The sequence below is a fragment of the Lysobacter sp. CA199 genome (assembly GCF_052078715.1).
Classification (GTDB): domain Bacteria; phylum Pseudomonadota; class Gammaproteobacteria; order Xanthomonadales; family Xanthomonadaceae; genus Lysobacter.
Genome location: NZ_JBQJIL010000001.1, coordinates 335,729 through 361,678 on the forward strand (window position 1 = coordinate 335,729; position 25,950 = coordinate 361,678).

Here is a 25,950-nt window from a genome sequence, read left to right on the forward strand (position 1 = left end):
ATTACCCGGGCGCGCCCGACGGCCTCGTCATGTACGCGTAACCCGGCGGCAACGCTCGGGACACGCCGCGCGCCCAGGATTGCCCAAACCCGGAGCCGCGCAATGCGCTACGCGATCGTCACCGAGACCTACCCGCCGGAAATCAACGGCGTCGCCCTGACCGTGCAAGGTCTGGAGCAGGGTCTGCGCGCCCGGGGGCATCAGGTCGGCGTGGTGCGCCCGCGCCAGGACAGCGATCCGGCCGCGGGCGCCGCGCACGAAGTGCTGGTGCGTGGCCTGCCGCTGCCGCGCTACCCCGGCCTGCGCTTCGGTCTGCCCTGCGCCGGCCGCCTGATCGAAGCCTGGAAACGCGATACGCCCGACGCGATCTACGTCGCCACCGAAGGCCCGCTGGGCTGGTCGGCGCTCAAGGCCGCCCGCCGCCTGCGCATTCCGGCCGCGACCGGCTTCCACACCCGCTTCGACGAATACATGCGCGACTACGGCGCGCCGTTCCTGGTCGGCACCGCGCTGGCCTGGATGCGCCGCTTCCACAACGGCGCCGACGCGACCCTGGTACCGACCCGCGAGTTGGCCGAGTTCCTGCGCGCACGCGGCTTCGAGGACGTGGTGCGGCTGCCGCGCGCGGTCGATACCGTGTTGTTCGATCCGCACCGCCGCAGCGCCGCGCTGCGCCGCGAGTGGGGCCTGGAGGAAGACGGTCTGGCGGCGATCTACGTCGGCCGGATCGCGCCGGAAAAGAACCTGGACCTGGCCGTGCGCGCCTTCCGCGCGCTGCAGAAGCAACGGCCGCAGGCGCGTTTCGTCTGGGTCGGCGACGGCCCGGCGCGGGAAAAACTGCAGCGCGACAACCCGGATTTCATTTTCTGCGGCCTCAAGCGCGGCGAAGTTCTCGCCGAGCATTTCGCCAGCGGCGATCTGTTTCTGTTTCCCAGCCACAGCGAAACCTTCGGCAACGTCACCCTGGAAGCGATGGCCAGCGGCGTGCCGACGGTGGCCTTCGACTACGGCGCCGCGCACGAGCATCTGCGCGACGGTGTCCACGGCGCGGCCATCGCCGACGGCGACGACGACGGTTTCATCGCCGCGGCGGTGCGCATCGGCAGCGAGGATTCGCTACGCGCGGGAATGTCCCGCGCAGGCCGCGAAGCGATCAGCGGCCTGCGCCCACAACAGGTCGCGGCCGATTTCGATGCCTTGTTGCATGGCTTGGCCGAGCGCAACGCGCGCGGCACCCCGTTACGCCTCAACGACGACACCAAACCCAAGCAGGAGGTCATATGAACCGGTTGCCCTTGCGCAAACGTCTGATCGCCGGCGAATCGGGCTGGTGCCTGCGCGCCAACCGCCTCGGCGAACGCAGCAGCTCGCGCGCGTATTTCGCCGCGGTCAGCCGGCTCGGCGACGGAGTGTTCTGGTACGCGCTGATGGCGGCGCTGATCGCGGTCGACGGCTACGACGGTCTGGCGGCCTCGGCGCATCTGGCCGCGACCGGAGTGATCGCGCTGGCGCTGTACAAGCTGCTCAAGCGCTGGACCCGGCGTCCGCGCCCGTTCGCCTCCGACCAGCGCATCCATGCCTGGGTCGCGCCGCTGGACGAATTCAGTTTCCCTTCGGGCCACACCCTGCACGCGGTCGCCTTCAGCCTGGTAGCGATGGCGCATTACCCGGTGCTGGCGTGGTTGCTGGTGCCCTTCACCGCCAGCGTGGCAGCGTCGCGCGTGGTGCTGGGATTGCACTATCCCAGCGACGTGGTGGCCGCCACCGCGATCGGTTCGACCCTGGCTGGCATCTCGCTGTGGCTGGTGCCCGGGGTGTCGTTGTTCTCCTGAGCGCGGCCGCGCGCCGCTGAGGCGTCTGCCACCGCCGCAACTCGGGCCGGAACGCGGTGTTTTCGCCTCCGGCAAGGCTTTCGCGCCGCGGCAAAACCGCCGCGACGGGCTCCGCCCTGCTCAAGCCAAACCTAGGGCCGGACCTAGCTGCCCCGCGCGGCCGCGATTCAGCACACTCGGAACATCCTCCACGGAGTTCCGTCATGAGCCTGCCGCTCGATCCCGTCAGCCAGTCGCCGGTGTTCCATCAGCGCGAGCCGGCCGCGCCGCCTGCGACCGATCCCAGGGCCATCGCCGAACAAGTCGTCAACGGCAATTCGATGCCGGCCGGCTACGACACCGACAAGACCCCGCGCGGCGGCGAACAGGTCTTCATCGATTCGGTGAAATTGGCCCGGCTCAACGAAGCCCTGGATCAGGACGGCATCACCCCCGATCAGGCCGCGGCGATCACCGAAGAAGTGATCCGCCTGGATCCCGACGCGCTGAGCACCTGGCTCAGCCCGCCCACGATCCAGGCCAATCGCGACAGCGGCGCGCTCGACCAACAGGGCGAGAAGAACGTCAGCATCGGCTTGGCCGCGACCTACGAGAACAACCCGGATCTGCGCGACGAATTCCATGCCGCGCTCGACAAGATATACATGCCGGGCGCGCTCGGCGGCACCGGCGCATCGGCCGATTCGATCGACCAGATGCTGGGGATTTACTCCAACGCCGCGTTCCACCCCGATCAGCGCGCCTTACGCGAGGGCTATGCGCAGCACCTGCTCGACACCTATGTGGTCGGCAAGGACTCGGGCCCGGAATCGTTCCATGCCGCCGGCATCGCCACCAGTCTGATCACCGTCGACAACGCCAGTCCGCAGACGGTGATGAACGTACTCAACAAGTACAGCTCGACGCAGATTTCCGACATCCTGGTGCAGGCCCAGGTCAGCGTGGAAACCGGGACCATCCCGGCCGACCGCGACGTGGTCAGCAATATCCTCACCGCCGCCGGCGACATCGGCGACAGCCGCTACAGCGGCTTCCCCTACCCGGCCGGCCAGACCCAGGATCAGGTGCTGGGCTTCGCCGACAAGCTGATCGGCGCGGTCGGCGAGATGGGCGTCAACGCCAAGGACGACCCGGCGATCATCCAGGCCACCGGCGAACTGTTCCTGGCCTATGCCGCCGACAAGCCGGCGCAGACCGTCGATCCCAGCGGCCCGTTCTTTCCCGGCCAGCAGCCGACCACCCGTCCGGCCGAACCCGGCCTGCTGACCCGCTACACCAGCGCCGTGCCCGGTCAGGTCGCCGATACCTCGAACCTGGCCACGCTGATCAGCCAGGGCGTGTTCGATCCGGCCGCCGGTGACATCAAGATCGGCGACCGGTCGCTGCCCGACGCGATCAACAGCGCGATCAACACGCGTTTGAACCAGTACCTGGTCGCCGCCGACGCCGCGCCCGACGGTTCCGACGCCCAGCGCCGCGCGATCGAAAACTTCGGCCAGATCACTGCCGGCGTCACCGGCGGCATCGCCAAGGCCCTGAGCATTTACTCCGACGACATCAGGGCCAGCGAGGAATCGCGCGAGAAATTCGCCGACCTGGTCGGGGCGATCGGCGGCGACCTGTTGCCGCACGGCGGCAACACCGCCGCGACCTTGCTCAGCGAACTGACCAACGGCGTGCTCGGTGTTCTCGACGGCAATCCCGATCGTCCCGATGCCGCGCTGGCCGCCGAGATCAAGGATTACTACGATGCGGTGATCGACAACTTCGCCACCAACATCGGCCAGCCGGATCTGCGCGATGCCTACCGCAGCGCTCGCTCGGACGAAGTGCTGGATCTGCAATCCAAGCTCAACATCAACCTGGGCGGCCACGAGGAATAAGCGCGGCGGCTCGTGCGACTCGCGAAAACGGCGGCCAATGGCCGCCGTTTTCGTAGCCGCGGCCGCATCGTCGACCCGGCCGGCGCCGGTTCGGCTAGACGAAGTTTTCCAAACGCGCGGCGAGCAAGCCCGGCCGCAGTTGCCCCATCCAGTCGCGATCGTTGGCCACCTGCGCGCGTGCGCGGCTCGCCTCCAACGCGGCGAAGTCCAGATCCGCGTACGCCCACGCCTGATTGCCGCGCGTGTGCGCCAGCACGCCGTCGGCGGGCAGACCGACGTCCATCGGTGCATAGATCGCCGCCTCGCCGGTGTTGGTGTCCAACGCCGGGCTCCACAACGCTTCGCCGGCGGTCACCGATTGGGCGATGAAGCAGCGGTTTTCCAGCGCCCGCGCCAGACAGCCCACGCGCACCCGGGTCGCGCCGGCCTGGGTGTCGGTGCAACTGGGCGAGATCAGCAAGCGCGCGCCGGCCTCGCATTGCGCGCGCACCGGCAACGGAAATTCGATGTCGTAGCAGATCGCGATGCCGGCGCGGTGTTCGCCCAAGGCGAAGGTCTTGAGCGCGTCGCCGGCCTCGATCACTCCGGCTTGTTTCTCGAACCCGGTCAGCTGCAATTTGTCCTGCCACAAAGCGGCGCCGTCCGGCGCGAAGGCGTAGCTGCGATTGCGATAACGGCCGTGGCCCGGATCGAACAGGAAACTGCCGGCGATCACGTGCATGTGCAGCTCGCGCGCGAGCAATCCGAACAAATCCAGCCAGGCGCCGTGATAGGCCTGGGTGGCGACCAGCGAAGCGTGCAGGTCGCCCTGGGTCGCCGCGCCGAAGGTCGCGCCCAATTCCAGCGACAGGTATTCGGGCAACACCGCCAGTTCCGCGCCGCCGCGTCGCGCCGCGCTGAGCCATTGGGTCTGCTTGTCGGCGAACTCGGCGAAGCTGCGCGGCGCGCCGATCGGGTACTTGGCTACCGCTACTTTCATCGCGCGCGCTCCAGCGGCCGCAGCCAAAAGCCCAGGGTGTGGTCGCGTTCGCCGCGGCCGACTTCGTTCCACGGCAATCGCGCCTGTAATTCGGGGCGATAGGTGTAGCCGCGTTTCTTCCAGAATTCCTCGTTGCCGCGATGGAACGCCGGCCGCCGCGGATTGCCGGGCTCGCGTTCGACCGCACAGAAAGTGGTCCAGCGGAACCCGCCCAGCGCGCGCGCATGCGCCTCGCGCGCGTCGAAGAAGCGGTGGCCCACACCGCGGCCGCGGTACTCGGGCAACAACACCGATTCGCCGCAATAGAACACGTGATCGATGGCGACCAGATGGCCGTCGAAGGCGGCGCGGATTTGCGCCATCTCATCGGCCAACGGCAATCCGGTCGACGCGCCCACTATTCGGTTTCCATCGAACGCCAGCACCGCGATGCTGCGCCAGGAGTCGCGATAGGTCTGCAAGTATTGGGCCTCGTAGGCCGCGTCGCCGTCGTACAGATACGGCCAGTCGCGGAACACCGCGATGCGCAGCGCCGCGATCGCATCCAGATAAGGCGAAATCTCGGCGCCGACGAAGCTGCGGATCACGGGCAGTGGCTTGTTCATGTGGGCATCTTAGATGCAGCCCAGGTTGCCGCCGTGCTGCGCGGCGCGCCTTGGGTATGCGGGAACCGACGGTCCGTCGCGGCCCGGCTATCTTCCACCGCCGCCGCGTCCGGCGCCATCTGGGCGGGCCCTCGGACGCGAGCGCGCAGGCCTGCTCATGACAAAACGACGGCGGCGGGCATGACACCCGCCGCCGTCGCGCCGCCGCTTCAGATCGCCGCTTCGTCGCCGGGATTGCGCGGAACGCTCGGCACCGGCCGTGCCTGGGCCGCTTCGCGCTTGGGCGCGCCGCCGCCGAGCTGGTACCAGTCGACCTTGCGGGTGACCACCATGATCGTCGCCAGGATGATGAACAACAGTCCCGCGCCCAGCACCAGCGCGTTGTCTTCGGAGATCAACAATCCGTACAGCGCGCCGTACAAGGTCACCAGCATCGCGCCGAAGCCCAGCGCGCGCACCAGCCCGCCCAGCACCGCGCTCAGATAGAACACCAGCAGCCCGATGCAGGCCACGCTCGCGATCAGATACGACAGGCCGAAGTCCATGTGCTCGCTCAGGCTCACCAGCAGCAGGAAGAAGATCGCCAGCGCCAGGCCGACCAATCCGTACTGAATCGGGTGGATGCGCAGTTGCTTGATCAACTCGAACATGAAGAAACCCACGAAGGTCAGCAACACGAACAGCAGGCCGTACTTGGTCGCGCGATCGGCCTGCGAGTAAACGTTGACCGGATCCTTCAAGGTGATCTGCACCGCGTTGATGTCGCTGCCGATGCCGTCGGCCGAAGCCTCGCCGCCGGCCACCGTCACCGTCGGGATCACCGCGCCGGCCAGATACTGGCGCTGCGCGTTGGTGGCGACCGAGGACACCCGCCAATCGGCGCGGAAGCCCTTATCGGTGATGTTGTCCGAGCTCGGCGGGAAACTGCCGCTGTAGTTGGGATGCGGCCAGGCCGAACGCAACGAGAAGCGGTTGTCCTTGCCCAACGGCACCAGCGCCAGGGATTCGGTGCCGCCGAGCACGAAATCCAGATCGCTTTGCAGGCGCAACGCCGTGCCCGGCGCCGGCGCGGCCAGACGCGCATGGATACCGTTGCCGTCGCGCGCGCCCATGCCGTCTTCGATCGCCGCTTCCGCGCCGTCCAGGCGTAGCTTGGGATCGCGCAGACCGCGCACGTCGGCGAAGGCATAACTCAGCCAAGGCTTGCCGATCGTGCGGGTGATGCCGGACACGGTGGTGCCGGGCTCGGCGACCGGATCGAGCGGGATGTTGGCGACGAAATCGGCCTTCGCCTTGCCGGTCCATTCGTAGACCAGCACCTTGTACAGTCCCAGCGCCCGCACCTTGGGCGCCACATCGCCTTCGACCGACAGCTTGTTGGGGAAGTAGGTCCAGCGCCCCTGCTCGCGGTGCACGACATGCTTGATCGTGCCCTTGTCGTCCTTTTCCTCGGCGACCCAAGTGTCCTCGTACGGCACCACCAGCACCGGCCCGGAGAACGCTTGCGCCCCGGCGTAGCTGCGCGCCACGGTCGACACCGCCTGTGCGCGGTACATCTGCCGATCGCTGATGATCCCGCCGATCATCAACAACGGAATCAATATCGCCAGGGTCATCCCCAGCACCAGCAACATTTTCAGCCAAACCCGCATGTCCCTGCTCCTGTCCGCGATGTGGACGGCAGGTTGAAGGCGCTGTGCGTAGAGGGAATGGCTCAGCGGTGTGGCATCGGTGAAGCAGCCGTGAAGTTCCGCGCCCCGACTGTAGGAGCGGCGCAAGCCGCGACTGCGAATTAGCAGCCGCGCCGACACTTTCCCCGCAGTTGCGAATTCGCGGTCGCGGCTCGCGCCGCTCCTACACGGCAAGCGCTGCCGTCAGGCGCCGGTCTACCCGGGCACCGACAAGCTCGCCCGCGCTCCACCATCTTCGCGATTGACCAACTCCGCGCCGCCGCCATGCAGCGACGCCACCTCGGCGACGAAACACAAGCCCAGGCCGCTGCTGCGGCTGCCGCCGGCCGGACGCGGCAGCGAGTAGAAGCGCTCGAACACCCGCGCGACCGCGTAATCGGGCACGCCCGGGCCGCGGTCGCTGACTTCGATGCGTTGCGCGTCGCCGTCGCGACGCAGGCGCAGCACGATTTCGGCGCCGGCCGGCGAAAAATCGGCGGCGTTGTCGATCAGATTGATCAGCGCCTGACGCAACAGGAACGCGTCGCCGCTCACCGGCGACAAGTTCGGCTCCAGGTCCAGCAGCAGCTTCGCGCCGGCACGGTCCAGGCGTTGCGCGCACTGCTCGGCCGCATCCTGGGCGATCGCCGCCAACGCCACCGGCTCGGGCCGGTCCAGGCTCTGCCGATGCTCCACCGCGGCCAGCGCCAGCAGCTTGTCGATCATCTGCGCCAGACGCTCGGCCTGGCCGCGGATGCTGCCGGCGAAGCGCGCGCGATCGGTATCGGACATGCCGCCCTCGCCCGGCGGCGATTCCAGCAACTCGGCGCTGCCGCGGATCGCCGCCAACGGGCTTTTCATCTCATGGGTGAGGGTATGCACGTACTGCTCGACGTATTGCTTGCCCTCCAGCCGCGTGCGCATCGTTTCCAACGCGCGGCCGAGTTCGCCGAATTCGCCGGCCGCGTCCGGCGGCGCGGCGCGCGCGCCGGCGGTGACCGCGTGCGCGTAACGCCGCAGCAATCCGATCTGGCGCGACAACCACCACGACACGCCCACCCCGATCAGCAAGGCCACGCCCATCAGCACGAAACCCCAACGCGTCACCACGCCCTGGCTGCGCGCGATGAACGGCGCGATCGCGCGATTGGGCTTGGCCACGCTGAGCACGCCGACGATGCGGCCGTCGTCGTCGCGGATCGGCGCGGCCACGTGCATCACCGTGTCCTCGGGATCGTCGCCCTCGCTCGGACTGGAACGCGCGCCGTAGCGTCCGCGCAGGGTCAGGTAGACATCGTTCCAGCGCGAATAGTCCTTGCCCATGTCCTGGCCGCCGCTGTCGAACACGACGATGCCGCGGGCATCGGTAACGTAGACCCGATAGCTGGCCGAACGCTTGCGAAACCCCCAGATCGCCGCACCGACGTCGCGTCCGGCCAGCGCACGCACGCGCTTGGCGAAATCGCCCTGATCGATGCGGCCGGCGAGGAAATCGTCTGCAGCCAACTCGGCCAGGATGTTGGCGGTGTCGACCAGGGTGTCTTCCATCGCCTGGCGCACGCCGGGCTTGACCTCGGCCACGAACACCCGCGCCAGCAAGGTCGCCGCGAGCGCGACGATCAGGAAATAGCCCAGGAAGATCCGCAGACCGATGCGCATGCCGGCCTCAGTCGTGTTCCAGCGAATAACCCAGGCCGCGGTGGGTGCGGATCGGATCGCTGTCGGCGGCGACCTCGCGCAGCTTGGCGCGCAGGGTCTTGATGTGGGTATCGACGGTGCGGTCGCCGCTGTCGAGCGCATCGCCCCAGACCCGGTCCATCAGCTGCGCGCGAGAGAGCACCGCGCCGGGGCGCTGCAACAGCGCGGCCAGCAGGCCGTATTCGTAGCGGGTCAGGTCCAGCGCCTGGCCGCGGTAGCGGATGCGCTTGCCCTGCGTGTCGTGGACGAAGCCGGTTTCCGGTTCGGCCGGCGCGTTGCCGGCGCCGACGCGGCGCAGCACCACGCGCACGCGCGTGGCCAGCTCGCGCGGCGAAAACGGCTTGGTCACGTAATCGTCTGCGCCGATCTCCAGGCCCAGGATGCGGTCAGCCTCGGCGTTCTGCGCGGTGAGGAAGATCACCGGCAGATCGCGCCCGCGGCGCAGCTCGCGGCACAAGGCGAAACCGCCGATGTCGGGCAGGCCGATGTCGAGCACCGCCAGATCGAAGACGGTGCGCTGGGCTTCGCGCAGGGCCTCGCCGCCGGTCAGGCAGTGCACGGCCTCGAAGCCTTCCGCGCGCAACGCGTAAAGCACGGTGTCGGCGATGGCGGATTCGTCTTCTACTAACAAGATGCGCATGGGGCCGGGCATTCGGGACTCGGATGAAGGATTCGACAGAACGGGTCGCCCGGGCATTATGCGGGTAGCCTGGGAAATACCGAATTGCCAGGCCGCGCCCGGGAATTCATCGGTCTGCCCGCATAATGACGCCCACCGGGGTCCGCTTTTTCCGAATCCCCACTCCCGAATCCCGAATCCCCAATCCCATGAATTACCGCCACGCCTTCCACGCCGGCAATCACGCCGATGTGCTCAAGCACATTGCCGTACTGGCCTTGTGCGACGCGCTGACCGCCAAGCCGGCTCCACTGTTCGCGCTCGATACCCATGCCGGGCGCGGGCTGTATCCGCTGGACGGCAACTCGGCGCTGCGCACCGGCGAGGCCGAGGGCGGCATCGGCCGGCTGCTGGCCGAGGCGCCGAAACAGCCGGCGATCACCCGCTACTTGGCCGCGGTCCGCGCCTGCCGAGCCGAACACGGCCCCTCGGCCTATCCCGGCTCGCCCTGGCTGCTCGCCTACGCCCTGCGCGACGACGACCGCATCGCCGCCTGTGAGCTGCAGCCGGAAGAAGCGGCTCAGCTCAAGCACAACTTCGCCAACGACCCGCGCATGGCCGTGCACGAACGCGACGGCTACGCGGCAATGAAAGCGCTGCTGCCGCCCAAGCTGGGCGCGCTGCGTTTCAATCGCGGCCTGGTGCTGATCGACCCGCCGTTCGAGGCCCAACTGCAGGAGTTCGATACCGCGCTCGGCGCGCTGCGCGATTCCCTGGCCCGCTGGCCGCAGGGCACGTATGCGCTGTGGTACCCGATCAAGCGCCGCCGCGCGCTGCAGCCGTTCTACCGCCGCGCCGCCACCCTGCCGGCCAAGTCGATCCTGACCGCCGAACTGCTGGTCCGCGCCGACGACTCGCCGCTGCGCATGAACGGCAGCGGCCTGCTGCTGCTCAATCCGCCCTGGCAGTTCGACCAGACCCTGGCCGCGACGCTGCCGGTGCTGGCGCGCACGCTCGGCGAAACCGCCGACGCGGTCGGCGGCGTCACCTGGCTCAAGCAGGCCGACTGAGCCGCGCGGCTACCGCGATTTCGCGCTGCACCGCAACGAGAAGCCAGCCGAACGCGATCGCCCGCGCCATCGCCGATTGCGTTTGCGCATCGCGCGCATCGACCGGCGATCGCGCACTTACCGCGCACAGATGCGCGCGCATGCCGAGGCCGCTCGCTCATTGCGGTGGTCGCGCCCTCACCCCGAAGTCACAGTTCCGCACGCGCCGCCTTGCGACACCGGCGTCCGGCGGCGTAAGACGGCTGCGCCCAATCACGGGCATGGAGAGGGAGTTCGCCATGATCAGGAAGAAGAAGATCGCTTTTCTCGCCGCCTGCGCTTTCGCTTTCGGCATCGGCCTGGCCAGCACCGCGGTCGCGGCCTGCAACAACACCTGCCGTCTGGGCTGCGAACGCGCCCACGACACCTGCACCGGCGCCGGTTGCGAGCTGGCGTACGTGCAGTGCTATCGCCGTTGCGGTTGCATCCTTCCTTAAGGCAGGGGGTTGAGAAGCGGGGTTAGGGTCAGGGGAGCGAGAATCGTCGGATTCCGGCTCGCCGCAATCCGCGGTTTCCCGATCCCTGCCCCGCTTCTATTCCCCGCCTGCGCCCTGCGGCCACGGCACCGGCCGGCGCATCTCGACCAGATCGTAGCCGGGCGCGAAGCCGTCGGCTTGTTCGCGAGTGACCACGAAGCCGTGGCGGGCGAAGAAATCGCGGCTGAAGGTCGTCGTCTCGATCCGTACCGAGTGGAACGCCGGATCGGCATCGATCCGGTTCAAGCGCTCGCTAAGCAAACGCTCGCCCAGACCGCGGCGATGCAGATCGCGGCGCACCATGCCCCAGCACAGCACGGCCACGCCGGCGTTGGAATCGGGCCCGGATTCGGGATCGGGCCGGGCAGCGGCGTAACCGCCGCAAGCGACCACGCCCTCGTCCTCCAGTTCCAACACCCAGTAATCCTCGATGTTTTCGAGCGTGTGGATGAAGTCCGCACGCTCGATCTGAGCGAAGTACTCGGGTACGTTGCTGGTGAACAACGCCAGGCAGGCCTCTCGGTCGGCCGGTGAATAATTACGTAAATGCATCAATAGCAATCCCAGTGATACGACACGCGACTGAAATCGGCGCGCGCCAGATCGTCAGGATCGATGAAGAAATTGGCGATCCCCGAATCGCCCCACATCATCGCGTCGTCGCTGTCGAGCTGGAACAACAGCACGCGCCGGTCCGAGGCTTCGCGCGGATCGCTCTGGGTGAAATCGGGGTAGCCGCCGAGTTTGTGGCCGGTGCGTTGCAGATGATCGGCGAGCTCATCGCCAAGCTCCTCGGTGGTGCTGCGGTCATCGGGATGTTCGCTGGAATAGCGCTCGATCAAGCCGTCCACCCCGCCGCCCAGGACCTTGGCCAGACCGGCGTCGTTGATGCCGATACTTTCGTGGTCGGCGCTGAAACGCATGCGCCGCGGTTTGTCCGGGTCCAGCGGCAGCGAATCCTTGCCGGCCTGCGCCGGCGGCGGCGCCAATGCGGGCGCGGAGGCGTCGGGCCAATACACCACGCGAAAACCTGTCTGCTGCGCCAGCGCCTGCATGCGGTCGGCGCCGTGCGCGTGATCCAACGCGGCGCCGTAGTAATCGTCGCCTGAAATGAAGAACTGCAGCAGGCCGCGCTCGGGGTAACCCGGCATCTTCGGCGGCTCGGCCAGATTGATCTGCGCCAGCAGGAACATCGGCTGGCCCCGGGCGTCGCGCGGATAATCGCGGCCCGCGGCCCAGTAGGCGCGCCCGCCGACCTTGCTGATGGTCGCCTCGTCGGCCTTGAGCGCTTCCAGGGCGATCCGCGCCACCGGGCGCTCGCTGCGTTGCAGGGCGTCGGACACCGGCGCGAGCACCGCCTTGGCCTTGGCGCCCTCGTCGTGCTTGGCGCAGGTGGGAGCGTTTTCGGTTTGGGTAGCATCGGGCGGACCGCCTTGCATGGCTTGGCGCAGTTCGCCGTCGGCCTGCCGATACACCAGATACGCCGCTCCGCCGACCGTGGCCAGCACCGCCGCCACGATCCCCACCGACAACAACACCGCCTTGCCCGTCTTCATCGTCCGCCGTCCTGTCGATCGCGCCGATCTGTCCTGGCGCCGATTATGGCCAAGAAAAAGCCGGGGCGGCCAACGCCGCCCCGGCTTGGATACTCGAACAGCCGCCCGGCGCACGCCGGGCCGCGCAAACGGTCAGTCGCCGCTCTTCATATCCGGCTCGAAGAAGCTCCAGCGCACTTCCGGGAACGCCTGCTTCATCGCCCGCTCGATCGCGTTGATCTGCTCGATGAGCACGCCCACGCTGTTCTCCTCGCGCATCTGGGCCTGCACCGAAACCATCACCTCGTTGCCCAGTTGCAAGGTGATCACGCTGATCACCTTGGCGATTTCCGGACGCGCATCGAGGAAGGCGCGGATCTGCTGCTGACGCTGCGGATCGACACTTTGGCCGATCAGCATCGCCTTGACTTCGATCGCCACGAACACCGCGACGATGATCAGCAGCGCGCCGATGCTGATGGTGCCGATGGCGTCCCACATCGGGTTGCCGGTGAACACCGCCAGCAAGATCGCGCCCAGCGCCAGCACCAGGCCCAGCAACGCCGCCAAGTCTTCGCCGAAAATCACCACCAGTTCGGCCTGGCGGCTCTCGCGGAACCACTGCCACAACGAGCGCTGTCCGCGCGCCTTGGCCACTTCCTGCAGGCACGCGCGCATCGACACCCATTCGGCGGCGATGCCGAAGACCAGCACGCCGGCCGCCCACCACCACTGCTTCAGCGGTTCGGGGTGCTGCAGCTTGTGGATGCCCTCGTACAGCGAAAACATGCCGCCGACGGTGAACAGCATCACCGCGACCAGGAACGACCAGAAGTAGATCGCCTTGCCGTAGCCCAGCGGATAATCCGGCGACGGCGGCCGCTTGGATTGCTTCAGGCCGAGCAGCAGCAGGCCCTGGTTGCCGCAATCGGCCAGCGAATGCACGGTTTCGGCCAGCATCGCGCTGGAGCCGGTGAAGAACGCGGCCACGCCCTTGGCGACCGCGATCGCGAAATTAGCGCCAAGTGCGAACAAAATCGCGCGGGTCGAATCGCCACCACCTGCCATGCTGAACTGCTCCTTCGGGTCCGAACGCCGGAGTCTAGCATTGCCGATGCTGGCGGTTGAGTGGCCGAGGTTGGCCGGAAGCGACGGCCCAGGACGGACACCTCGACGACGGATTCCGCGGTCCAGTGCCGCGACCGCGACCGGAGTGGAAAGCGTCGGGCCTGAAGGCCCTCCCACAAGAGTGGTCGGAGCTGTGAGGTCTTTTGTGGGAGGGCCTTCAGGCCCGACGCTTTCCGATCGGCCTCCGATCAGAACCGGTAGGTCACCGTGCCGGTCACGTTACGCCCGCTGCCGGTGAAGCAATCGCCGAACGCGCGGCACGGAGCGTAGTAGTCCTTGTCGGCCAGGTTGGTCACATTGACGGTGAACGACCACTGCGGCAGATCGAACGACACCAGCGCGTCGGCCAGGGTGTAGCCCGGCGTGCGCAGGCTGCCGTTGCCGCCGATCGACTGCGTCGAACCGACGTGACGCGCGCCCAGGCCCAGGCGGATCCGGCCGGTGTCGCCCCAATCGAACTGCTTCACGCCCCACACCGACGCCAGATCCTTGGGCACATCGGCCAGTTGGCGATCGACTTCGGGCGCGAAATTGCTGCGGGTGACCTTGGCGTCGTTGTAGCTGTAGCTCGCGGTCACGTAGAAATCGTTCGGCAAGGTGTGGGTGGCTTCCAGTTCCACGCCCTTGGAGCTCACCTCGCCGGTCTGCACCGAGTTGAGCACGTTTTCCGGATCGTTGGTCTGACGGTTCTTCTCGCGGATGTCGTACAGCGCCAGCGTCACCATCGTCTGCTCGCGCGGCTGCCACTTCACGCCGACCTCGTACTGACGGCCTTGCTGCGGCTTGAACGGCTGGCTGAAGAAATCCAGGCTGCCGATCGGCAGGAACGATTCGCTGTAGCTCAGGTACGGCGAGAAACCGCCGCCCGCGTCGACGATCACGCCGGCGCGATAGCTGGTCGCGAAATCCTCGATCTGCGGCTGATCGCCGACCTGGGTGCGCGCACGGTCGCGGCGCGCGCCGAGCACGGCGGTGACGCGTTCGCCCCAGCGGATCTGATCCTGCACGTACACGCCGATCTGGCTCTGGTCCTGCCGCGCCTGCGGCGCCAGCGTGGGCAGCGTGTAGTCGCCGTAGACCGGCGCGAACGCGTCGATCGGCGTGGTCGCGTCGAAGCCGGTCATCGCGGTCTGGCGGAAACGCAGATAGTCCACGCCCGCCAGCACCGTGTGGCGCAGCGCGCCGGTGGCGAAATCGACCTGCAGGTTATGGTCGGTGGTCAGCGTGTCGATGTCGGGATTGTTGACATAGACCGAGCGCGCCAGCAGGCGGCCGTCGGTATCGATGAAGGGATTGGCCGGATTGGAGTACACGTCCGGGTAGATCTCGGTGAACTTGGTCCGCGACCTGGCATAGCGCACGGCGCTGTTGAGCTTCACCGAATCGGAGAACGCATGTTCGAACAGCAGCGCGCCGCTGGCCTGACGGCTGTCGAGGCGGTCGGCGTCGGGTTCGCCGAGCAGGCGGTGCGAGGGAATACGCCGACCCTTGAGTGCGTGGATCGAGGCCGCCACCGGCAGGAACTGCTGGCTCGATCCGGTCTCGTCCTTCTGCCACAGGCCCAGGAAGGTCAGCTGGGTCGCATCCGACAAACGCCAGGTGATCGACGGCGCCAACACCAGGCGGTCGTCGGGCAGACCATCGACCTGCAACTGCGCGTCGCGGGCGACGCCGACGATGCGGCCGGCGACGGTGCCGGCATCGTTCAAGGCGCCGGTCAGATCGAACTGCAGTTGCTTGCGTTGATTGGTGCCGTAGCTGAGCCCGATCTCGCCCGCGCTCTGGAACTGCGGGCGCTTGCTGACCAGATTGAGCACGCCGCCGGACGCGCCGGCGCCGTACAACATCGAGGACGGGCCGCGCAGCAGTTCGACCCGCTCCATGGTGTAGACCTCCGGGCGCGGTACCAGGCTGGTGCCGACCTGCCGGGTCATGCCGTCCTGGAACGCCACCGGATAGAAGCCGCGGACCATCGAGCCGTCGCTGCGCGTGTCCAGGCCGTACGCCTCGGCGACCGCGCCGGCGGAATAGCGCAGCACTTCCTGCAGGTTCTGCGCGCCGCGATCGGCGGCCTGCTCGGCGGTGACCACGCTGATCGCCTGCGGGGTTTCGATCAGGCGAGTGTCGGTCTTGGTCGCGGTGGTGGCGCGATCGGCGATCACCACCACCGCGTCCAGGCGCTTGGCCTCGCGCTCGGCGGCATCTTCGGCGTGGGCCAGCCCGCAGGCGCAGGCGGCGATCAGGCCGAGGGCGAGCGGGTGCGGGCGAGGCAGGGAAAGCGTCATGGGCAAAAATCCGGAATCGAAACGAAGGCGGGACGGTGCCCCCGGCCCCGCCGCGGCCCCGGTTTACGCGGCAATGGCCGCGGCGACGGGCGCGCGCAGCCCCAGACCGGCCGGTAGGGTCGGGTCGGCTGAGGCAGGCGAGTTGGGACCCGTTGGCTGAAAAGCCACGTGCACGAAGGCACTGGCGCTGTGGCTGGCCGGGAGGCATTGTCAAGCCGTGTTCACACGGCCATCTGCGATCCATTCTCATTTTCAGCGTCGACCACGTCAAGAAAGCCGCCGTTCCCGCTCCGCATGGCCCACCCTTCACCACGCGGAACGCATATTCAGGCTGTTCAGCGCCGCCGGTCGGACCGGTGAGCGCTCATCACGAAGATGAAGGGCCAAATTCGTCACAATGTGCCACTATCCGAATCATGGCCACGCGTGAACGCTTACCGCCCTGGCATGAACGCCAGCGCCTTCCGAACGGACGCGAAGTACTGATACGTCCGGTTCGACCCGAGGACGCCGAGCCCTTACGGGCCGGATTCGCCCTGCTCCAGCCCGATGAGGTCCGCCAGCGCTTTCTGTACGCGCTCAAGGAACTCACGCCGGAGATGGCCGAACGCTTCACCCGCATCGACCCTCGCACCGAATTTGCCCTGGTCGCCGCCGAGCCCTTGCCGCCGGGCGAAGCCCTGGTCGGCGCGGTCGCGCGGGTGGCCCTGGACGAGCGCACTCAGGACGCGGAATTCGCGATCCTGGTCAGTCGCTACATCGCCAATATGGGCTTGGGTCGCTACTTGATGACCCGGTTGGTGAAGTGGGCGCGGGGTAAAAAGGTTCGCCGTTTGTACGGCGACGTGTTCGAGCACAACACGCCGATGCTGTCGCTGGCGCAGTCGCTGGGTTTCGAACGCGAATTCCAGCAGGACGCACCGGGGCTGATCCGGGTATCGCTGGATCTGCGCAGCAAGGCCGCGCGCACGGTCGGCGACGATCCGGCTCCGGCCAAGGACGAAAGCTGATCGCTTTCGTCCGCGCGATCGGCGGCCCGCCGTCGATCGCAGAACCTTGCGGCTGAAGCCGGCGCCTGGCGCCACCGCCGAAAGTCTCCGCGAGACGGCCCTCAGGCCCGACACGAAGCCGCGACAGAGCATTCCGAACGCTCCATCGCAACTCCGGCCGCGACCTCATCGGCATGCTTACGGCGCCGCGCAGTTCATATACGAATAAGTCTTCTGGCTGCTGCGGATGCCCCACGGCAACGGCATCGGCGCGCCGGGCGGGCAGACGCCCTGCACATCGCCGCCGACCGCTTCGCCTTCCTGCCAGAACGTGGTGATCAGCAGTTTGCCGTCGGGTATCACCGGCCCCGCCGAACCCACCGAAGCGAACAGGGTCAACGCCAACAGCGAGGCGGCGAACGCGGCGCGACGCACGCAGGCATCGTGCAAAAACTGTTTCATCGTGCTTTCTCCTCGAAGGCGCCGCGCACGCGCGCGGCGGGTAAGGACGCGGCGGCTTACTCGATGTTGCCGCAAGACTAGGTAGCTGATCGTCGGCGTGCCGCCGGCGTATCCCCAATCCAGCGGATACGGCGAGCCGGGCGGACAGTTGCCGTAGTGGGTCTGCCCGTGCGCGATACCGTTGCTGCTCCAGGTCACCACCACCCAGGTGTTGTCGGGCGGATACGGCAACGCCGAACTGCTCAGCGAGAACACGCCGCCCAGCGCGAGCGCGGCAGCGGCAATCGACCATTTCAATGCATTGCGTTTCATCGACCTCTCCTTGGTCTGCGTGACGCATCTGCGGCCCGGGCGGACATTCGCGCGGGACGCAACGGATCGGATGCGGGTTCGCTCAGCGCGGCGCGGTTGATTCGGCGCTGCCCGCCTCCATTGAAACGACTCGGACGATTCGTCCCGCCCGGCGCGCGCCAGAGCGGACACCGCGTCGGGCGTCGCAACCCCAAGAGCCCTGCGAAACCATTGCGGACCGTCCCTGCCCGGTATAACGCGTTGCAATCCGTGCTTCCGCGACCGCAGGCGCAAACCGCGCAAACCCTGCGCGACGTATCCCATTACACTAGCCGCCCTCTATGCCCCCGACTTCCGAATCCCCGGCTTCTCAACCAGTGTCCTTCTTGCTGCCCAAGACCGGCCAGCAGCGCGCCTGGTGGCGCGCGCCGGCCTCGCCCTCCGCGCTGGCCTGGGCGATCGCCCGCGCCGCCGGCGAATACGACGGCCCGCTGCTGGTGATCGCCCGCGACAACCACGGCGCGCACCAGCTCGAATCGGATCTGCGCACCTTGCTCGGCGCGGCCGGCGCCGTGGACGGCGCCTTGCCGGTGTTGCCCTTCCCCGACTGGGAAACCCTGCCCTACGACTTGTTCAGTCCGCACCCGGACATCGTGTCGCAGCGTCTGGCCGCGTTGCATCGCCTGCCCACGCTCAAGCGCGGCATCGTGGTGGTGCCGGTGCAGACGCTGTTGCAGCGACTGGCGCCGTTGCGGCATGTGGTCGGCGGCAGTTTCGACGTACGCGTGGGCCAACGCCTGGATCTGGACAGCGAAAAACGCCGGCTCGAATCGGCCGGTTACCGGCACGTGCCGCAAGTGCTCGATCCCGGCGATTTCGCCGTGCGCGGCGGCCTGCTCGATGTTTATCCGATGGGCGCCGACACGCCGTTCCGGGTCGAGCTGCTCGACGACGAGATCGAAACCATCCGCGCCTTCGATCCCGAATCGCAGCGCTCGCTCGACAAGATCGAACGCGTGCATCTGCTGCCGGGCCGCGAAGTGCCGCTCGACGATGCCTCGCTCAAGCGCGCGCTGGATGCGTTGCGCGAGCGCTTCGATCTCGATACCCGGCGCAGCGCGCTGTATCAGGATCTCAAGGCCGGCCTGGCGCCGTCAGGCATCGAGTACTACCTGCCGCTGTTCTTCGAGCAGACCGCCACGCTGTTCGATTACCTGGGCGACAAGGCTCTGCCGGTGATCGCCGACGGCGCGTTGGAAGCGGCCGACCAGTTCTGGAGCCACACCGGCGAGCGCTACGAACAGCGCCGCCACGATCTGGAACGCCCGCTGCTGCCGCCCGATACGCTGTATCTCACCCCGGTCGGCCTGCGCGAAAAACTCAACGACGCGCCGCGCGTGGAACTGTGCGGCGAGCAGCACGCGCAACGCGCCCGCGCCTTGGCGCTCGGCGATCAGCCCGCGCCGACCTTGCCGGTGGCCGCGCGCGACGCCGCGCCGGCGCAGGCGCTCAAATCCTTCCTCGCCAGCTATCCCGGCCGGGTGCTGATCGCCGCCGATACCGCCGGCCGCCGCGAAGCGCTGCTGGAAGTGCTGCAGGCCGCGGCGCTCAAGCCCGACGTGGTGGCCGACTGGAGCGCATTCCGCGACGGTGCCGCCCGCTTCGCCATCGCGGTGGCGCCGCTCGACGACGGCTTCGCCTTGAGCGAACCGCCGCTCGCGGTGTTGACCGAACGCCAGTTGTTCCCCGAACGTGCCGCGCAACCACGCCGGCGCAAGCGCGTCGGCCGCGAGCCCGAAGCGATCATCCGCGACCTGGGCGAGTTGTCCGAAGGCGCGCCGATCGTGCACGAAGATCACGGCGTCGGCCGTTACCGCGGCCTGATCGTGCTCGAAGCCGGCGGCCAGCCCGGCGAATACCTCGAAATCGAATACGCCAAGGGCGATCGGTTGTACGTGCCGGTCGCGCAGTTGCATCTGATCAGCCGTTATTCCGGCGCCTCGGTGGAAACCGCGCCGTTGCATTCGCTCGGCGGCGAGCAATGGACCAAGGCCAAACGCAAGGCCGCGGAAAAAGTCCGCGACGTGGCCGCCGAACTGCTGGAAATCCAGGCCAAGCGCCAGGCCCGCGCGGGTCTGGCGCTGGACGTGGATCGCTCGATGTACGAACCGTTCGCGGCCGGTTTCCCGTTCGAGGAAACGCCCGACCAGCATTCTTCGATCGAAGCGGTGATCCGCGATCTGAGCAGCAGCCAGCCGATGGACCGGGTGGTCTGCGGCGACGTGGGTTTCGGCAAGACCGAAGTCGCGATACGCGCGGCCTTCGTCGCCGCCACCGCCGGCAAGCAGGTCGCGGTGCTGGTCCCGACCACGTTGTTGGCCGAACAGCATTACCGCAATTTCCGCGACCGTTTCGCCGATTGGCCGCTCAAGGTCGAAGTGCTGTCGCGCTTCAAGAGCACCAAGGAAATCAAGGCCGAGTTGGAGAAACTCACCGAAGGCAAGATCGACGTGGTGGTCGGCACCCACCGCCTGCTGCAGGGCGATGTGCGCTTCAAGGACCTGGGCCTGGTCATCGTCGATGAAGAACAGCGCTTCGGCGTGCGCCAGAAGGAAGCGCTGAAGGCGCTGCGCGCCAACGTGCATCTGCTCACGCTCACCGCCACGCCGATTCCGCGCACGCTCAACATGGCCATGGCCGGGCTGCGCGATCTGAGCATCATCGCCACCCCGCCCGCGCACCGCCTGGCGGTGCAGACCTTCGTGGTGCCGTGGGACGACATGCAACTGCGCGAGGCGTTCCAACGCGAGCTCTCGCGCGGCGGCCAGGTATATTTCCTGCACAACGACGTGGAAAGCATCGGCCGGATGAAGCGCCAGATCGAGGAGTTGGTGCCCGAAGCGCGCATCGGCGTCGCTCACGGCCAGATGGCCGAGCGCGAGTTGGAAAGCGTGATGCTCGACTTCCACAAGCAGCGCTTCAACGTGCTGCTGTGCACGACCATCATCGAGTCGGGCATCGACATTCCCAACGCCAACACCATCATCATGAACCGCGCGGACAAGTTCGGCCTGGCGCAGTTGCACCAGTTGCGCGGCCGGGTCGGCCGTTCGCACCATCGCGCCTATGCCTACCTGGTGGTGCCCGACAAGCGTTCGATCACCGCCGACGCGCAAAAGCGCCTGGAAGCGATCGCCTCGATGGACGAACTCGGCGCCGGTTTCACCTTGGCCACGCACGACCTGGAAATCCGCGGCGCCGGCGAGCTGCTCGGCGAGGATCAGAGCGGACAGATGGCCGAAGTCGGTTTCAGTCTCTACACCGAGCTGCTGGAACGCGCGGTACGTTCGATCCGCCAGGGCAAGCTGCCCGATGTGGATTCCACCGACGCGCGCGGCGCCGAAGTCGAACTGCATATTCCCGCACTGATTCCCGAGGATTATCTGCCCGACGTGCACACCCGCCTGACCTTGTACAAGCGTGTGAGCGGCGCGCGCGGCGTCGAGGAACTGCGCGAGTTGCAGGTCGAGATGATCGACCGCTTCGGCCTGCTGCCCGATCCGGCCAAGCATCTGTTCACGGTCGCCGAACTCAAGCTCGCCGCGACCGAATTGGGCATCCGCAAGCTCGACCTCGGCGAGAAGGGCGGCCGCCTGCAATTCGTCGAGCGGCCCAACGTGGATCCGATGTCGATCATCAAGATGATCCAGGGCCAACCGAAGCTGTATCAGATGGACGGGCCGGACAAGCTCAAGATCAAGTTGGATCTGCCCGATGCCCCGGCGCGATTGGCCGCGGCCAAGGGGCTGTTGACCTTGCTCGATACCAAGCATTAAGCGCGGCGCGGGCGATTGGCGCGGCGAAGTTGGTGCTGCGAGTCGGGGCTGAAGCCCCTCCCACAAAAGATCGCGAAACTTGCGAGGTCTCTTGTGGGAGGGGCTTCAGCCCCGACTCGCCAGCATCAACGCCCGCGTCATTGCGACCGTCCCACCTCTTTCCCGCCACCTGCTTCCCGCCCATGCGCGGGTCGTGGCCCGGGCCGCGCCGGCCGCGCGAAAACACCTGACTAAACGCACTGCCGCGCCCAGCAGCGATCGCCCTACCATCGGCCCCTTCTCCCGTCGCCGAGCGTCTTATGCCGTCCCGCCGCGCACGCATCCTTGCTCCGATCCTGTTGGCCGCGACTCTGTCCGGCCTCGCCTCGACCACGCAGGCCGCCATGAAAATCGAACTCTCGCAACGCACCGTGCTCAACCTCGCCGCGGTCAAGCAGATCGCCCAGGCCGCCGAAGCCAAGGCGCGCGCGCAAGGCTTGAACGTATCGATCGCGATCGTCGACGAAGCCGGCCGCCTGCTGCACTTCCAACGCATGGACGGCACGCCCAATTCCAGCGTCGAGGTCGCCATCGGCAAGGCCGTGCATGCGGTCAATTTCCGCCGCGACACCGCCTTTCATCAGAAGCTGCTCGGCGACGGCAACAACGTCGTGCTCGGCCTGCCCGGCAGCACGCCGATCGAAGGCGGCGTGCGGTTGTTGCACGGCGATCAGGTGATCGGCGGCATCGGCGTGTCGGGCGCGCAAGCCGCGCAGGACGGCGAGATCGCCCAGGCCGGCGCGGATTTGCTGAAGTAAGCCTTTCGAACAGAACCCGCCGCGCCTGCCCGACCCGGCCGCGCCTGGTCTAGGCTGCGCTTTACCGCCGCGGCGACGCGCGGCGCCTGCGAACCGAGGACCACGATGCGCCCCCTGCCACGACTCGCCGCGATCGCCCTGTGCCTGTCGCTTGCCGCCTGCGCCAGTACGCCGCCGGCGCCCACCGCCAGCTACGTGGTCGTGCGCCATGCCGAAAAAGCCGCCGACGATCCGCGCGATCCGACCCTGACCGACGCCGGCCGCGCGCGCGCCGAACGCCTCGCCGTCTGGCTCAAGAACGAGCCGCTGCGCGCGGTCTACGCCACCGCGTACCGGCGCACTCAGCAAACCGGCGAACCCGCCGCGCGCGCACACGGGTTGAACGTGACCACCTACGACGGCAAGCGGCCCGCTACCAAATTCGCCGCGCAACTGCGCCGAGACCATCCGCAAGGCGTCACGCTGATCGTCGGCCACAGCAATACCGCTGCGGACATCGCCGCGGCGCTGTGCGGCTGCACCGTGGAACCGATACCGGAAACCGAGTTCGACCGGCGCATGCGCATCGATGTCGGCGCCAGCGGCCGCGCGGTCCTCACTCAGACGCGCGATCGGTGACGCAGCACGCGTTCCGGCGCCGCGCCGTGCCTGGACGCGCGGCGGCCGATCGCCGAGCATGCGTTGTCGCCGACCGGAGCCGCCCGATGAAGCCGTTGTTGACCGCCACGATGCTGTCGTGTGTTTTCGCCCTCGCCGCCTGCGCGCACGCCGCACCGGGCGACGCGTCGCCGGCGTCCGCCTCGGCCGATTCCGAAACGGTGCAGGCCGGAGGCAGCGTAACGCTGCAACCCGGCGGCAGCGTCAAACTGCATGACGGCTCGAGCCTGCGCTTCGTCGCCGTCGCCTCCGATTCGCGCTGCAAACCCAACGTGCAATGCATCTGGGCCGGCGAGGCCGCGCTGGAATTCCAGTGGACCCGCGCCGACGGCGCTCAGACCCCGTTCTCGCTGACCACGCCGGCCGAGCCGATCAAGAGCGCAGGGGCGTGGAGCTTCGAACTGCAGTCGCTGGATTTCGCCGAGCCGGTCAACGCCCAGGTCCGCATCGTCTCGAAGTAGACGCATTCGTTGCGGCCGCGAAAGCATCGAAGCTGAAGGGCGCTGCGACCCGATCCTTAATCCGCGGAAGCGAAAAATCCCCGACGTTGCGGGAATTTGTACCGACGCCGCTCAAGCGCAACGGCTGCAACACCGAGTTGCAGCGCCGATGGTCCGATTGCATAAAAGACATGCCAATCTGCGCGTATCAACGCTGCAGGAGCCTGTCATGACCACGATCATCGCCCCCCGCGTCCACGACCTGGGCGGATTCCAGGTACGCCGAGCCGTGCCCAGTATCCAGGCGCGTTCGGTCGGGCCGTTCGTGTTCGTCGATCACATGGGCCCGGCCGTATTCGAGCCCGGCCAGGGCATCGACGTGCGCCCGCATCCGCATATCGGCTTGGCCACGGTGACCTTCCTGTGGGCCGGCTCGATCGGCCATCGCGACACCCTCGGCAGCATCAAGGACATCAACCCGGGCGATGTGAACTGGATGACCGCCGGCCGCGGCATCGCCCATTCCGAACGCACTCCGCAAAAGCCGCGCGCCGACGGGCAGCCGTTGCACGGTATGCAGACCTGGGTGGCATTGCCGCGCTCGTTCGAGGAAACCGCGCCAGCGTTCCACCACCACCCCGCCGCGAGTCTGCCGCAGCAACGCCGCGACGGCGCCTGGCTGCGCATCGTCGCCGGACGCGGCTTCGGCGAAGAATCGCCGGTGCGAGTGTTCGCCGACACCTTGTACGTCGCGATCGATCTGGACCCGGACCAGGAACTGGACATCGAGGACAGCCACGCCGAGCGCGCGATCTATCTGCTCGAAGGCCAGGCCCAGCTCGACGGCGCCGATGTGCCGGAGAAGCACTTGGTCGTGCTCGACCCCGGCACCCGCCCGCGCCTGCGCGCCAAGACGCCGCTCAAGGCCATGTTGCTGGGCGGCGAACCCTTGGACGGGCCGCGGCATCTGTGGTGGAACTTCGTCTCAAGCTCGCGCGAGCGGATCGAACAAGCCAAGTCTGACTGGGCCGAAGGCCGGTTCGGGCAGATTCCGGGCGAGCACGAATTCATTCCTTTACCTGAACGCTGACTTTTCCGAATCTGGCGTTTGTCAATCCCCGCGAACTGGACTATCGTCACAACCATAGGACTCGCAGCACCGCTTAACCATACATCCGGTTGCAGGGGGAAGTGTCGTGAAGTCATGGGGAAAGAGCCACCACGCGATGTCGTGGCTGTGTTTTTTGTTTGTTCTGTCCGCTAACGCCAACGCTCAGGACGCCGCACCCGCACAGGGCAGCTGCCCGATGCTGCCGGCCGAGACGGGCTTGCGTTGGGAATACCGCGGCACCGCCGATTCGGATTTCTGCCGCGCCTTGCGTGCCGATGGATCCGAAGCCTTCGGTCTGTACATCGCCAGCAAATCGCCGTTCACGCCCAAGCGCGGCAATCGCGCCGAAGCGGCCAACATCGACGGCAAGCCGATGCACTGGTACCGCGGCGAACTCGCCGGCAAGCCCGACGTGCAGGTGCGCGAGACCCTGATCGAAGTGGGCAACGGCAAGATGGCTCACATCTGGATGCAGGCCAACTCGCCGGAGCAGCTCAAGGAGGTACTCGGTCAGACCGACGGGCTGCGATTTCCATCGACCCGATTGAGCGTCAACAAGTAATACGCCACTAATGCAGCGGCCGCGCCTCGAAGGTGCGGCCGCTTTTTGTCGTCTCGGCACACGATTTGTGACGGATTGCTCATTTTCTCAGAATCGGCCAGCATAAGAATGGCCTGGCTGAACAGGGTCGAGCTGCCCGGTTCCAAGGCTGAACAGGGTGATCGTCGATCCGTAGGGCCTGCCTGCCCCACAACTCAAAAGGAAGACGATCATGATCAAGCGACTCGGAGCGGAGTTCATCGGTACGTTCTGGCTGGTGCTCGGCGGCTGCGGCAGCGCGGTACTGGCGGCGAACTTCGGCGGCGCCGGCAACCCGCTCGGCATCGGCCTGCTCGGCGTAGCGCTGGCATTCGGCCTGACCGTGCTGACCGGCGCCTACGCGCTGGGCCACATTTCCGGCGGCCACTTCAATCCCGCGGTGAGCTTCGGCCTGTGGGCCGGCGGCCGCTTCCCGGCCAAGGATTTGCTGCCCTACATCGTCGCTCAGGTGCTCGGCGGCATCCTCGCTGGCTTCGTGTTGCTCCAGATCGCCAGCGGCACCGGCGCTTTCAGCATCGATCCCAACGCGGCCGGCACCTTCGCCAGCAACGGCTACGATCTGATGTCGCCCGGCGGCTACTCGTTGACCGCTGCGTTCCTCACCGAAGTGGTGATGACCGCGATGTTCCTGGTGATCATGCTCGGTGCCACCCACAAGAACGCGCCGGCCGGCTTCGCGCCGATCGCGATCGGCCTGGGCCTGACCCTGATCCATCTGATCAGCATTCCGGTGACCAACACCTCGGTGAACCCGGCGCGCTCCACCGGCGTGGCCTTGTTCGCCGGCAGCGCCGCGATCGGCCAGTTGTGGCTGTTCTGGGTCGCGCCGATCATCGGCGGCCTGCTCGGCGGCGCGGTGTATCGCTGGCTCGGAAAAGATTGATCCGAACCCCTGCGTTACGAAAAAGCCGCGCTTTTGCGCGGCTTTTTCTTTATGCGAACGCGTT

The 25,950-nt window shown here is 67.3% G+C and carries 22 protein-coding genes and 1 pseudogene; 13 read left to right on the forward strand and 10 right to left on the reverse strand.

Features of this window, described 5'->3' with window-relative positions; translation table 11 throughout:
- Positions 1–102: 102 nt before the first annotated feature.
- From ACTOWJ_RS01590 to ACTOWJ_RS01600, 3 genes are all read left to right on the forward strand, one after another.
- Positions 103–1,284: a glycosyltransferase family 4 protein gene (locus tag ACTOWJ_RS01590; RefSeq protein ID WP_441332819.1), complete on the forward strand. Its 1,182-nt coding sequence runs from the start codon at positions 103–105 to the stop codon at positions 1,282–1,284.
- The gene (locus ACTOWJ_RS01595) at positions 1,281–1,832 is read left to right on the forward strand and encodes a phosphatase PAP2 family protein (RefSeq protein ID WP_441332820.1); all 552 of its coding nucleotides are present in this window, start codon (positions 1,281–1,283) and stop codon (positions 1,830–1,832) included. The genes ACTOWJ_RS01590 and ACTOWJ_RS01595 overlap by 4 nt, the downstream gene beginning before the upstream one ends.
- 203 nt (positions 1,833–2,035) lie before the next feature.
- Positions 2,036–3,715: a hypothetical protein gene (locus ACTOWJ_RS01600; RefSeq protein WP_441332821.1), complete on the forward strand. Its 1,680-nt coding sequence runs from the start codon at positions 2,036–2,038 to the stop codon at positions 3,713–3,715.
- A 94-nt stretch (positions 3,716–3,809) separates the two neighbouring features.
- On the opposite strand, the gene ACTOWJ_RS01605 is transcribed toward ACTOWJ_RS01600, so the two are convergent.
- The 5 genes and pseudogenes from ACTOWJ_RS01605 to creB all read right to left on the reverse strand — a co-directional run bounded on the left by ACTOWJ_RS01605 (position 3,810) and on the right by creB (position 9,307).
- Positions 3,810–4,694 carry a carbon-nitrogen hydrolase family protein gene (locus ACTOWJ_RS01605; protein WP_441332822.1) on the reverse strand — a complete coding sequence of 295 codons (885 nt, stop codon included), beginning with the start codon at positions 4,692–4,694 and terminating at the stop codon, positions 3,810–3,812.
- A complete protein-coding gene (locus ACTOWJ_RS01610; protein ID WP_441332823.1) occupies positions 4,691–5,299 on the reverse strand; it encodes a GNAT family N-acetyltransferase in 609 nt (202 codons plus the stop codon). Before ACTOWJ_RS01610 ends, ACTOWJ_RS01605 begins: the two co-directional genes overlap by 4 nt.
- A 293-nt stretch (positions 5,300–5,592) precedes the next feature.
- Positions 5,593–6,951, reverse strand: a pseudogene (gene creD, locus ACTOWJ_RS01615) (cell envelope integrity protein CreD); the annotation flags it as partial.
- Between the two features lie 234 nt (positions 6,952–7,185).
- Positions 7,186–8,628 (reverse strand): two-component system sensor histidine kinase CreC, encoded by a 1,443-nt coding sequence (gene creC, locus ACTOWJ_RS01620; RefSeq protein WP_441332824.1) that lies wholly within the window; start codon positions 8,626–8,628, stop codon positions 7,186–7,188.
- 7 nt (positions 8,629–8,635) lie between these two features.
- Entirely contained in the window at positions 8,636–9,307 is a 672-nt protein-coding gene (creB, locus tag ACTOWJ_RS01625; RefSeq protein WP_441332825.1) for a two-component system response regulator CreB, read from the reverse strand.
- Between the two features lie 188 nt (positions 9,308–9,495).
- Between creB and ACTOWJ_RS01630 the strand changes: the two genes are divergently transcribed.
- Positions 9,496–10,356, forward strand: a complete 861-nt coding sequence (locus ACTOWJ_RS01630) for a 23S rRNA (adenine(2030)-N(6))-methyltransferase RlmJ (protein WP_441332826.1) — start codon at positions 9,496–9,498, stop codon at positions 10,354–10,356.
- Positions 10,357–10,634: 278 nt separating this feature from the next.
- On the forward strand, positions 10,635–10,832 hold the full coding sequence (locus tag ACTOWJ_RS01635) for a hypothetical protein (RefSeq protein ID WP_441332827.1): 198 nt from the start codon (positions 10,635–10,637) through the stop codon (positions 10,830–10,832).
- Between the two features lie 96 nt (positions 10,833–10,928).
- On the opposite strand, the gene ACTOWJ_RS01640 is transcribed toward ACTOWJ_RS01635, so the two are convergent.
- The 4 genes from ACTOWJ_RS01640 to ACTOWJ_RS01655 form a co-directional block, all read right to left on the reverse strand.
- Entirely contained in the window at positions 10,929–11,423 is a 495-nt protein-coding gene (locus ACTOWJ_RS01640) for a GNAT family N-acetyltransferase (protein WP_441332828.1), read from the reverse strand.
- Positions 11,423–12,427 (reverse strand): YwqG family protein, encoded by a 1,005-nt coding sequence (locus ACTOWJ_RS01645; RefSeq protein ID WP_441332829.1) that lies wholly within the window; start codon positions 12,425–12,427, stop codon positions 11,423–11,425. Before ACTOWJ_RS01645 ends, ACTOWJ_RS01640 begins: the two co-directional genes overlap by 1 nt.
- A 132-nt stretch (positions 12,428–12,559) precedes the next feature.
- Positions 12,560–13,474: a cation diffusion facilitator family transporter gene (locus ACTOWJ_RS01650; protein WP_441332830.1), complete on the reverse strand. Its 915-nt coding sequence runs from the start codon at positions 13,472–13,474 to the stop codon at positions 12,560–12,562.
- Between the two features lie 248 nt (positions 13,475–13,722).
- A complete protein-coding gene (locus ACTOWJ_RS01655) occupies positions 13,723–15,819 on the reverse strand; it encodes a TonB-dependent siderophore receptor (protein WP_441332831.1) in 2,097 nt (698 codons plus the stop codon).
- Positions 15,820–16,235: 416 nt separating this feature from the next.
- Between ACTOWJ_RS01655 and ACTOWJ_RS01660 the strand changes: the two genes are divergently transcribed.
- The gene (locus tag ACTOWJ_RS01660) at positions 16,236–16,829 is read left to right on the forward strand and encodes a GNAT family N-acetyltransferase (RefSeq protein WP_441332832.1); all 594 of its coding nucleotides are present in this window, start codon (positions 16,236–16,238) and stop codon (positions 16,827–16,829) included.
- A 177-nt stretch (positions 16,830–17,006) separates the two neighbouring features.
- Here the strand turns inward: ACTOWJ_RS01660 and ACTOWJ_RS01665 are convergent, their stop codons facing one another.
- Positions 17,007–17,582 (reverse strand): hypothetical protein, encoded by a 576-nt coding sequence (locus ACTOWJ_RS01665; RefSeq protein ID WP_441332833.1) that lies wholly within the window; start codon positions 17,580–17,582, stop codon positions 17,007–17,009.
- Between the two features lie 320 nt (positions 17,583–17,902).
- Here ACTOWJ_RS01665 and mfd point away from each other — a divergent pair, with 320 nt between their 5' ends.
- The 7 genes from mfd (at position 17,903) to aqpZ (ending at position 25,886) form a co-directional block, all read left to right on the forward strand.
- Complete coding sequence (mfd, locus tag ACTOWJ_RS01670; protein WP_441332834.1) at positions 17,903–21,397, forward strand: transcription-repair coupling factor; 3,495 nt, start codon at positions 17,903–17,905, stop codon at positions 21,395–21,397.
- A 383-nt stretch (positions 21,398–21,780) separates the two neighbouring features.
- Positions 21,781–22,194, forward strand: coding sequence for a GlcG/HbpS family heme-binding protein (locus tag ACTOWJ_RS01675; protein WP_441332835.1), 414 nt, complete (start codon positions 21,781–21,783; stop codon positions 22,192–22,194).
- Between the two features lie 105 nt (positions 22,195–22,299).
- Positions 22,300–22,812, forward strand: coding sequence for a histidine phosphatase family protein (locus ACTOWJ_RS01680; protein ID WP_441332836.1), 513 nt, complete (start codon positions 22,300–22,302; stop codon positions 22,810–22,812).
- An 86-nt stretch (positions 22,813–22,898) separates the two neighbouring features.
- Positions 22,899–23,312: a hypothetical protein gene (locus ACTOWJ_RS01685; protein WP_441332837.1), complete on the forward strand. Its 414-nt coding sequence runs from the start codon at positions 22,899–22,901 to the stop codon at positions 23,310–23,312.
- 208 nt (positions 23,313–23,520) lie between these two features.
- Positions 23,521–24,381 carry a pirin family protein gene (locus tag ACTOWJ_RS01690; RefSeq protein WP_441332838.1) on the forward strand — a complete coding sequence of 287 codons (861 nt, stop codon included), beginning with the start codon at positions 23,521–23,523 and terminating at the stop codon, positions 24,379–24,381.
- A gap of 106 nt (positions 24,382–24,487) precedes the next feature.
- Positions 24,488–24,964: a hypothetical protein gene (locus tag ACTOWJ_RS01695; protein ID WP_441332839.1), complete on the forward strand. Its 477-nt coding sequence runs from the start codon at positions 24,488–24,490 to the stop codon at positions 24,962–24,964.
- A gap of 211 nt (positions 24,965–25,175) precedes the next feature.
- A complete protein-coding gene (gene aqpZ / locus ACTOWJ_RS01700) occupies positions 25,176–25,886 on the forward strand; it encodes an aquaporin Z (protein WP_441332840.1) in 711 nt (236 codons plus the stop codon).
- The last annotated feature ends 64 nt before the right edge of the window (positions 25,887–25,950 follow it).

Coding starts and splice junctions, on each gene's coding strand:
- ACTOWJ_RS01590 (WP_441332819.1), top strand. CDS start 103: ATGCGCTACGCGATCGTCACCGAGACCTACCCGCCGGAAATCAACGGC.
- ACTOWJ_RS01595 (WP_441332820.1), top strand. CDS start 1,281: ATGAACCGGTTGCCCTTGCGCAAACGTCTGATCGCCGGCGAATCGGGC.
- ACTOWJ_RS01600 (WP_441332821.1), top strand. CDS start 2,036: ATGAGCCTGCCGCTCGATCCCGTCAGCCAGTCGCCGGTGTTCCATCAG.
- ACTOWJ_RS01605 (WP_441332822.1), bottom strand. CDS start 4,694: ATGAAAGTAGCGGTAGCCAAGTACCCGATCGGCGCGCCGCGCAGCTTC.
- ACTOWJ_RS01610 (WP_441332823.1), bottom strand. CDS start 5,299: ATGAACAAGCCACTGCCCGTGATCCGCAGCTTCGTCGGCGCCGAGATT.
- creC (WP_441332824.1), bottom strand. CDS start 8,628: ATGCGCATCGGTCTGCGGATCTTCCTGGGCTATTTCCTGATCGTCGCG.
- creB (WP_441332825.1), bottom strand. CDS start 9,307: ATGCGCATCTTGTTAGTAGAAGACGAATCCGCCATCGCCGACACCGTG.
- ACTOWJ_RS01630 (WP_441332826.1), top strand. CDS start 9,496: ATGAATTACCGCCACGCCTTCCACGCCGGCAATCACGCCGATGTGCTC.
- ACTOWJ_RS01635 (WP_441332827.1), top strand. CDS start 10,635: ATGATCAGGAAGAAGAAGATCGCTTTTCTCGCCGCCTGCGCTTTCGCT.
- ACTOWJ_RS01640 (WP_441332828.1), bottom strand. CDS start 11,423: ATGCATTTACGTAATTATTCACCGGCCGACCGAGAGGCCTGCCTGGCG.
- ACTOWJ_RS01645 (WP_441332829.1), bottom strand. CDS start 12,427: ATGAAGACGGGCAAGGCGGTGTTGTTGTCGGTGGGGATCGTGGCGGCG.
- ACTOWJ_RS01650 (WP_441332830.1), bottom strand. CDS start 13,474: ATGGCAGGTGGTGGCGATTCGACCCGCGCGATTTTGTTCGCACTTGGC.
- ACTOWJ_RS01655 (WP_441332831.1), bottom strand. CDS start 15,819: ATGACGCTTTCCCTGCCTCGCCCGCACCCGCTCGCCCTCGGCCTGATC.
- ACTOWJ_RS01660 (WP_441332832.1), top strand. CDS start 16,236: ATGGCCACGCGTGAACGCTTACCGCCCTGGCATGAACGCCAGCGCCTT.
- ACTOWJ_RS01665 (WP_441332833.1), bottom strand. CDS start 17,582: ATGAAACGCAATGCATTGAAATGGTCGATTGCCGCTGCCGCGCTCGCG.
- mfd (WP_441332834.1), top strand. CDS start 17,903: ATGCCCCCGACTTCCGAATCCCCGGCTTCTCAACCAGTGTCCTTCTTG.
- ACTOWJ_RS01675 (WP_441332835.1), top strand. CDS start 21,781: ATGAAAATCGAACTCTCGCAACGCACCGTGCTCAACCTCGCCGCGGTC.
- ACTOWJ_RS01680 (WP_441332836.1), top strand. CDS start 22,300: ATGCGCCCCCTGCCACGACTCGCCGCGATCGCCCTGTGCCTGTCGCTT.
- ACTOWJ_RS01685 (WP_441332837.1), top strand. CDS start 22,899: ATGAAGCCGTTGTTGACCGCCACGATGCTGTCGTGTGTTTTCGCCCTC.
- ACTOWJ_RS01690 (WP_441332838.1), top strand. CDS start 23,521: ATGACCACGATCATCGCCCCCCGCGTCCACGACCTGGGCGGATTCCAG.
- aqpZ (WP_441332840.1), top strand. CDS start 25,176: ATGATCAAGCGACTCGGAGCGGAGTTCATCGGTACGTTCTGGCTGGTG.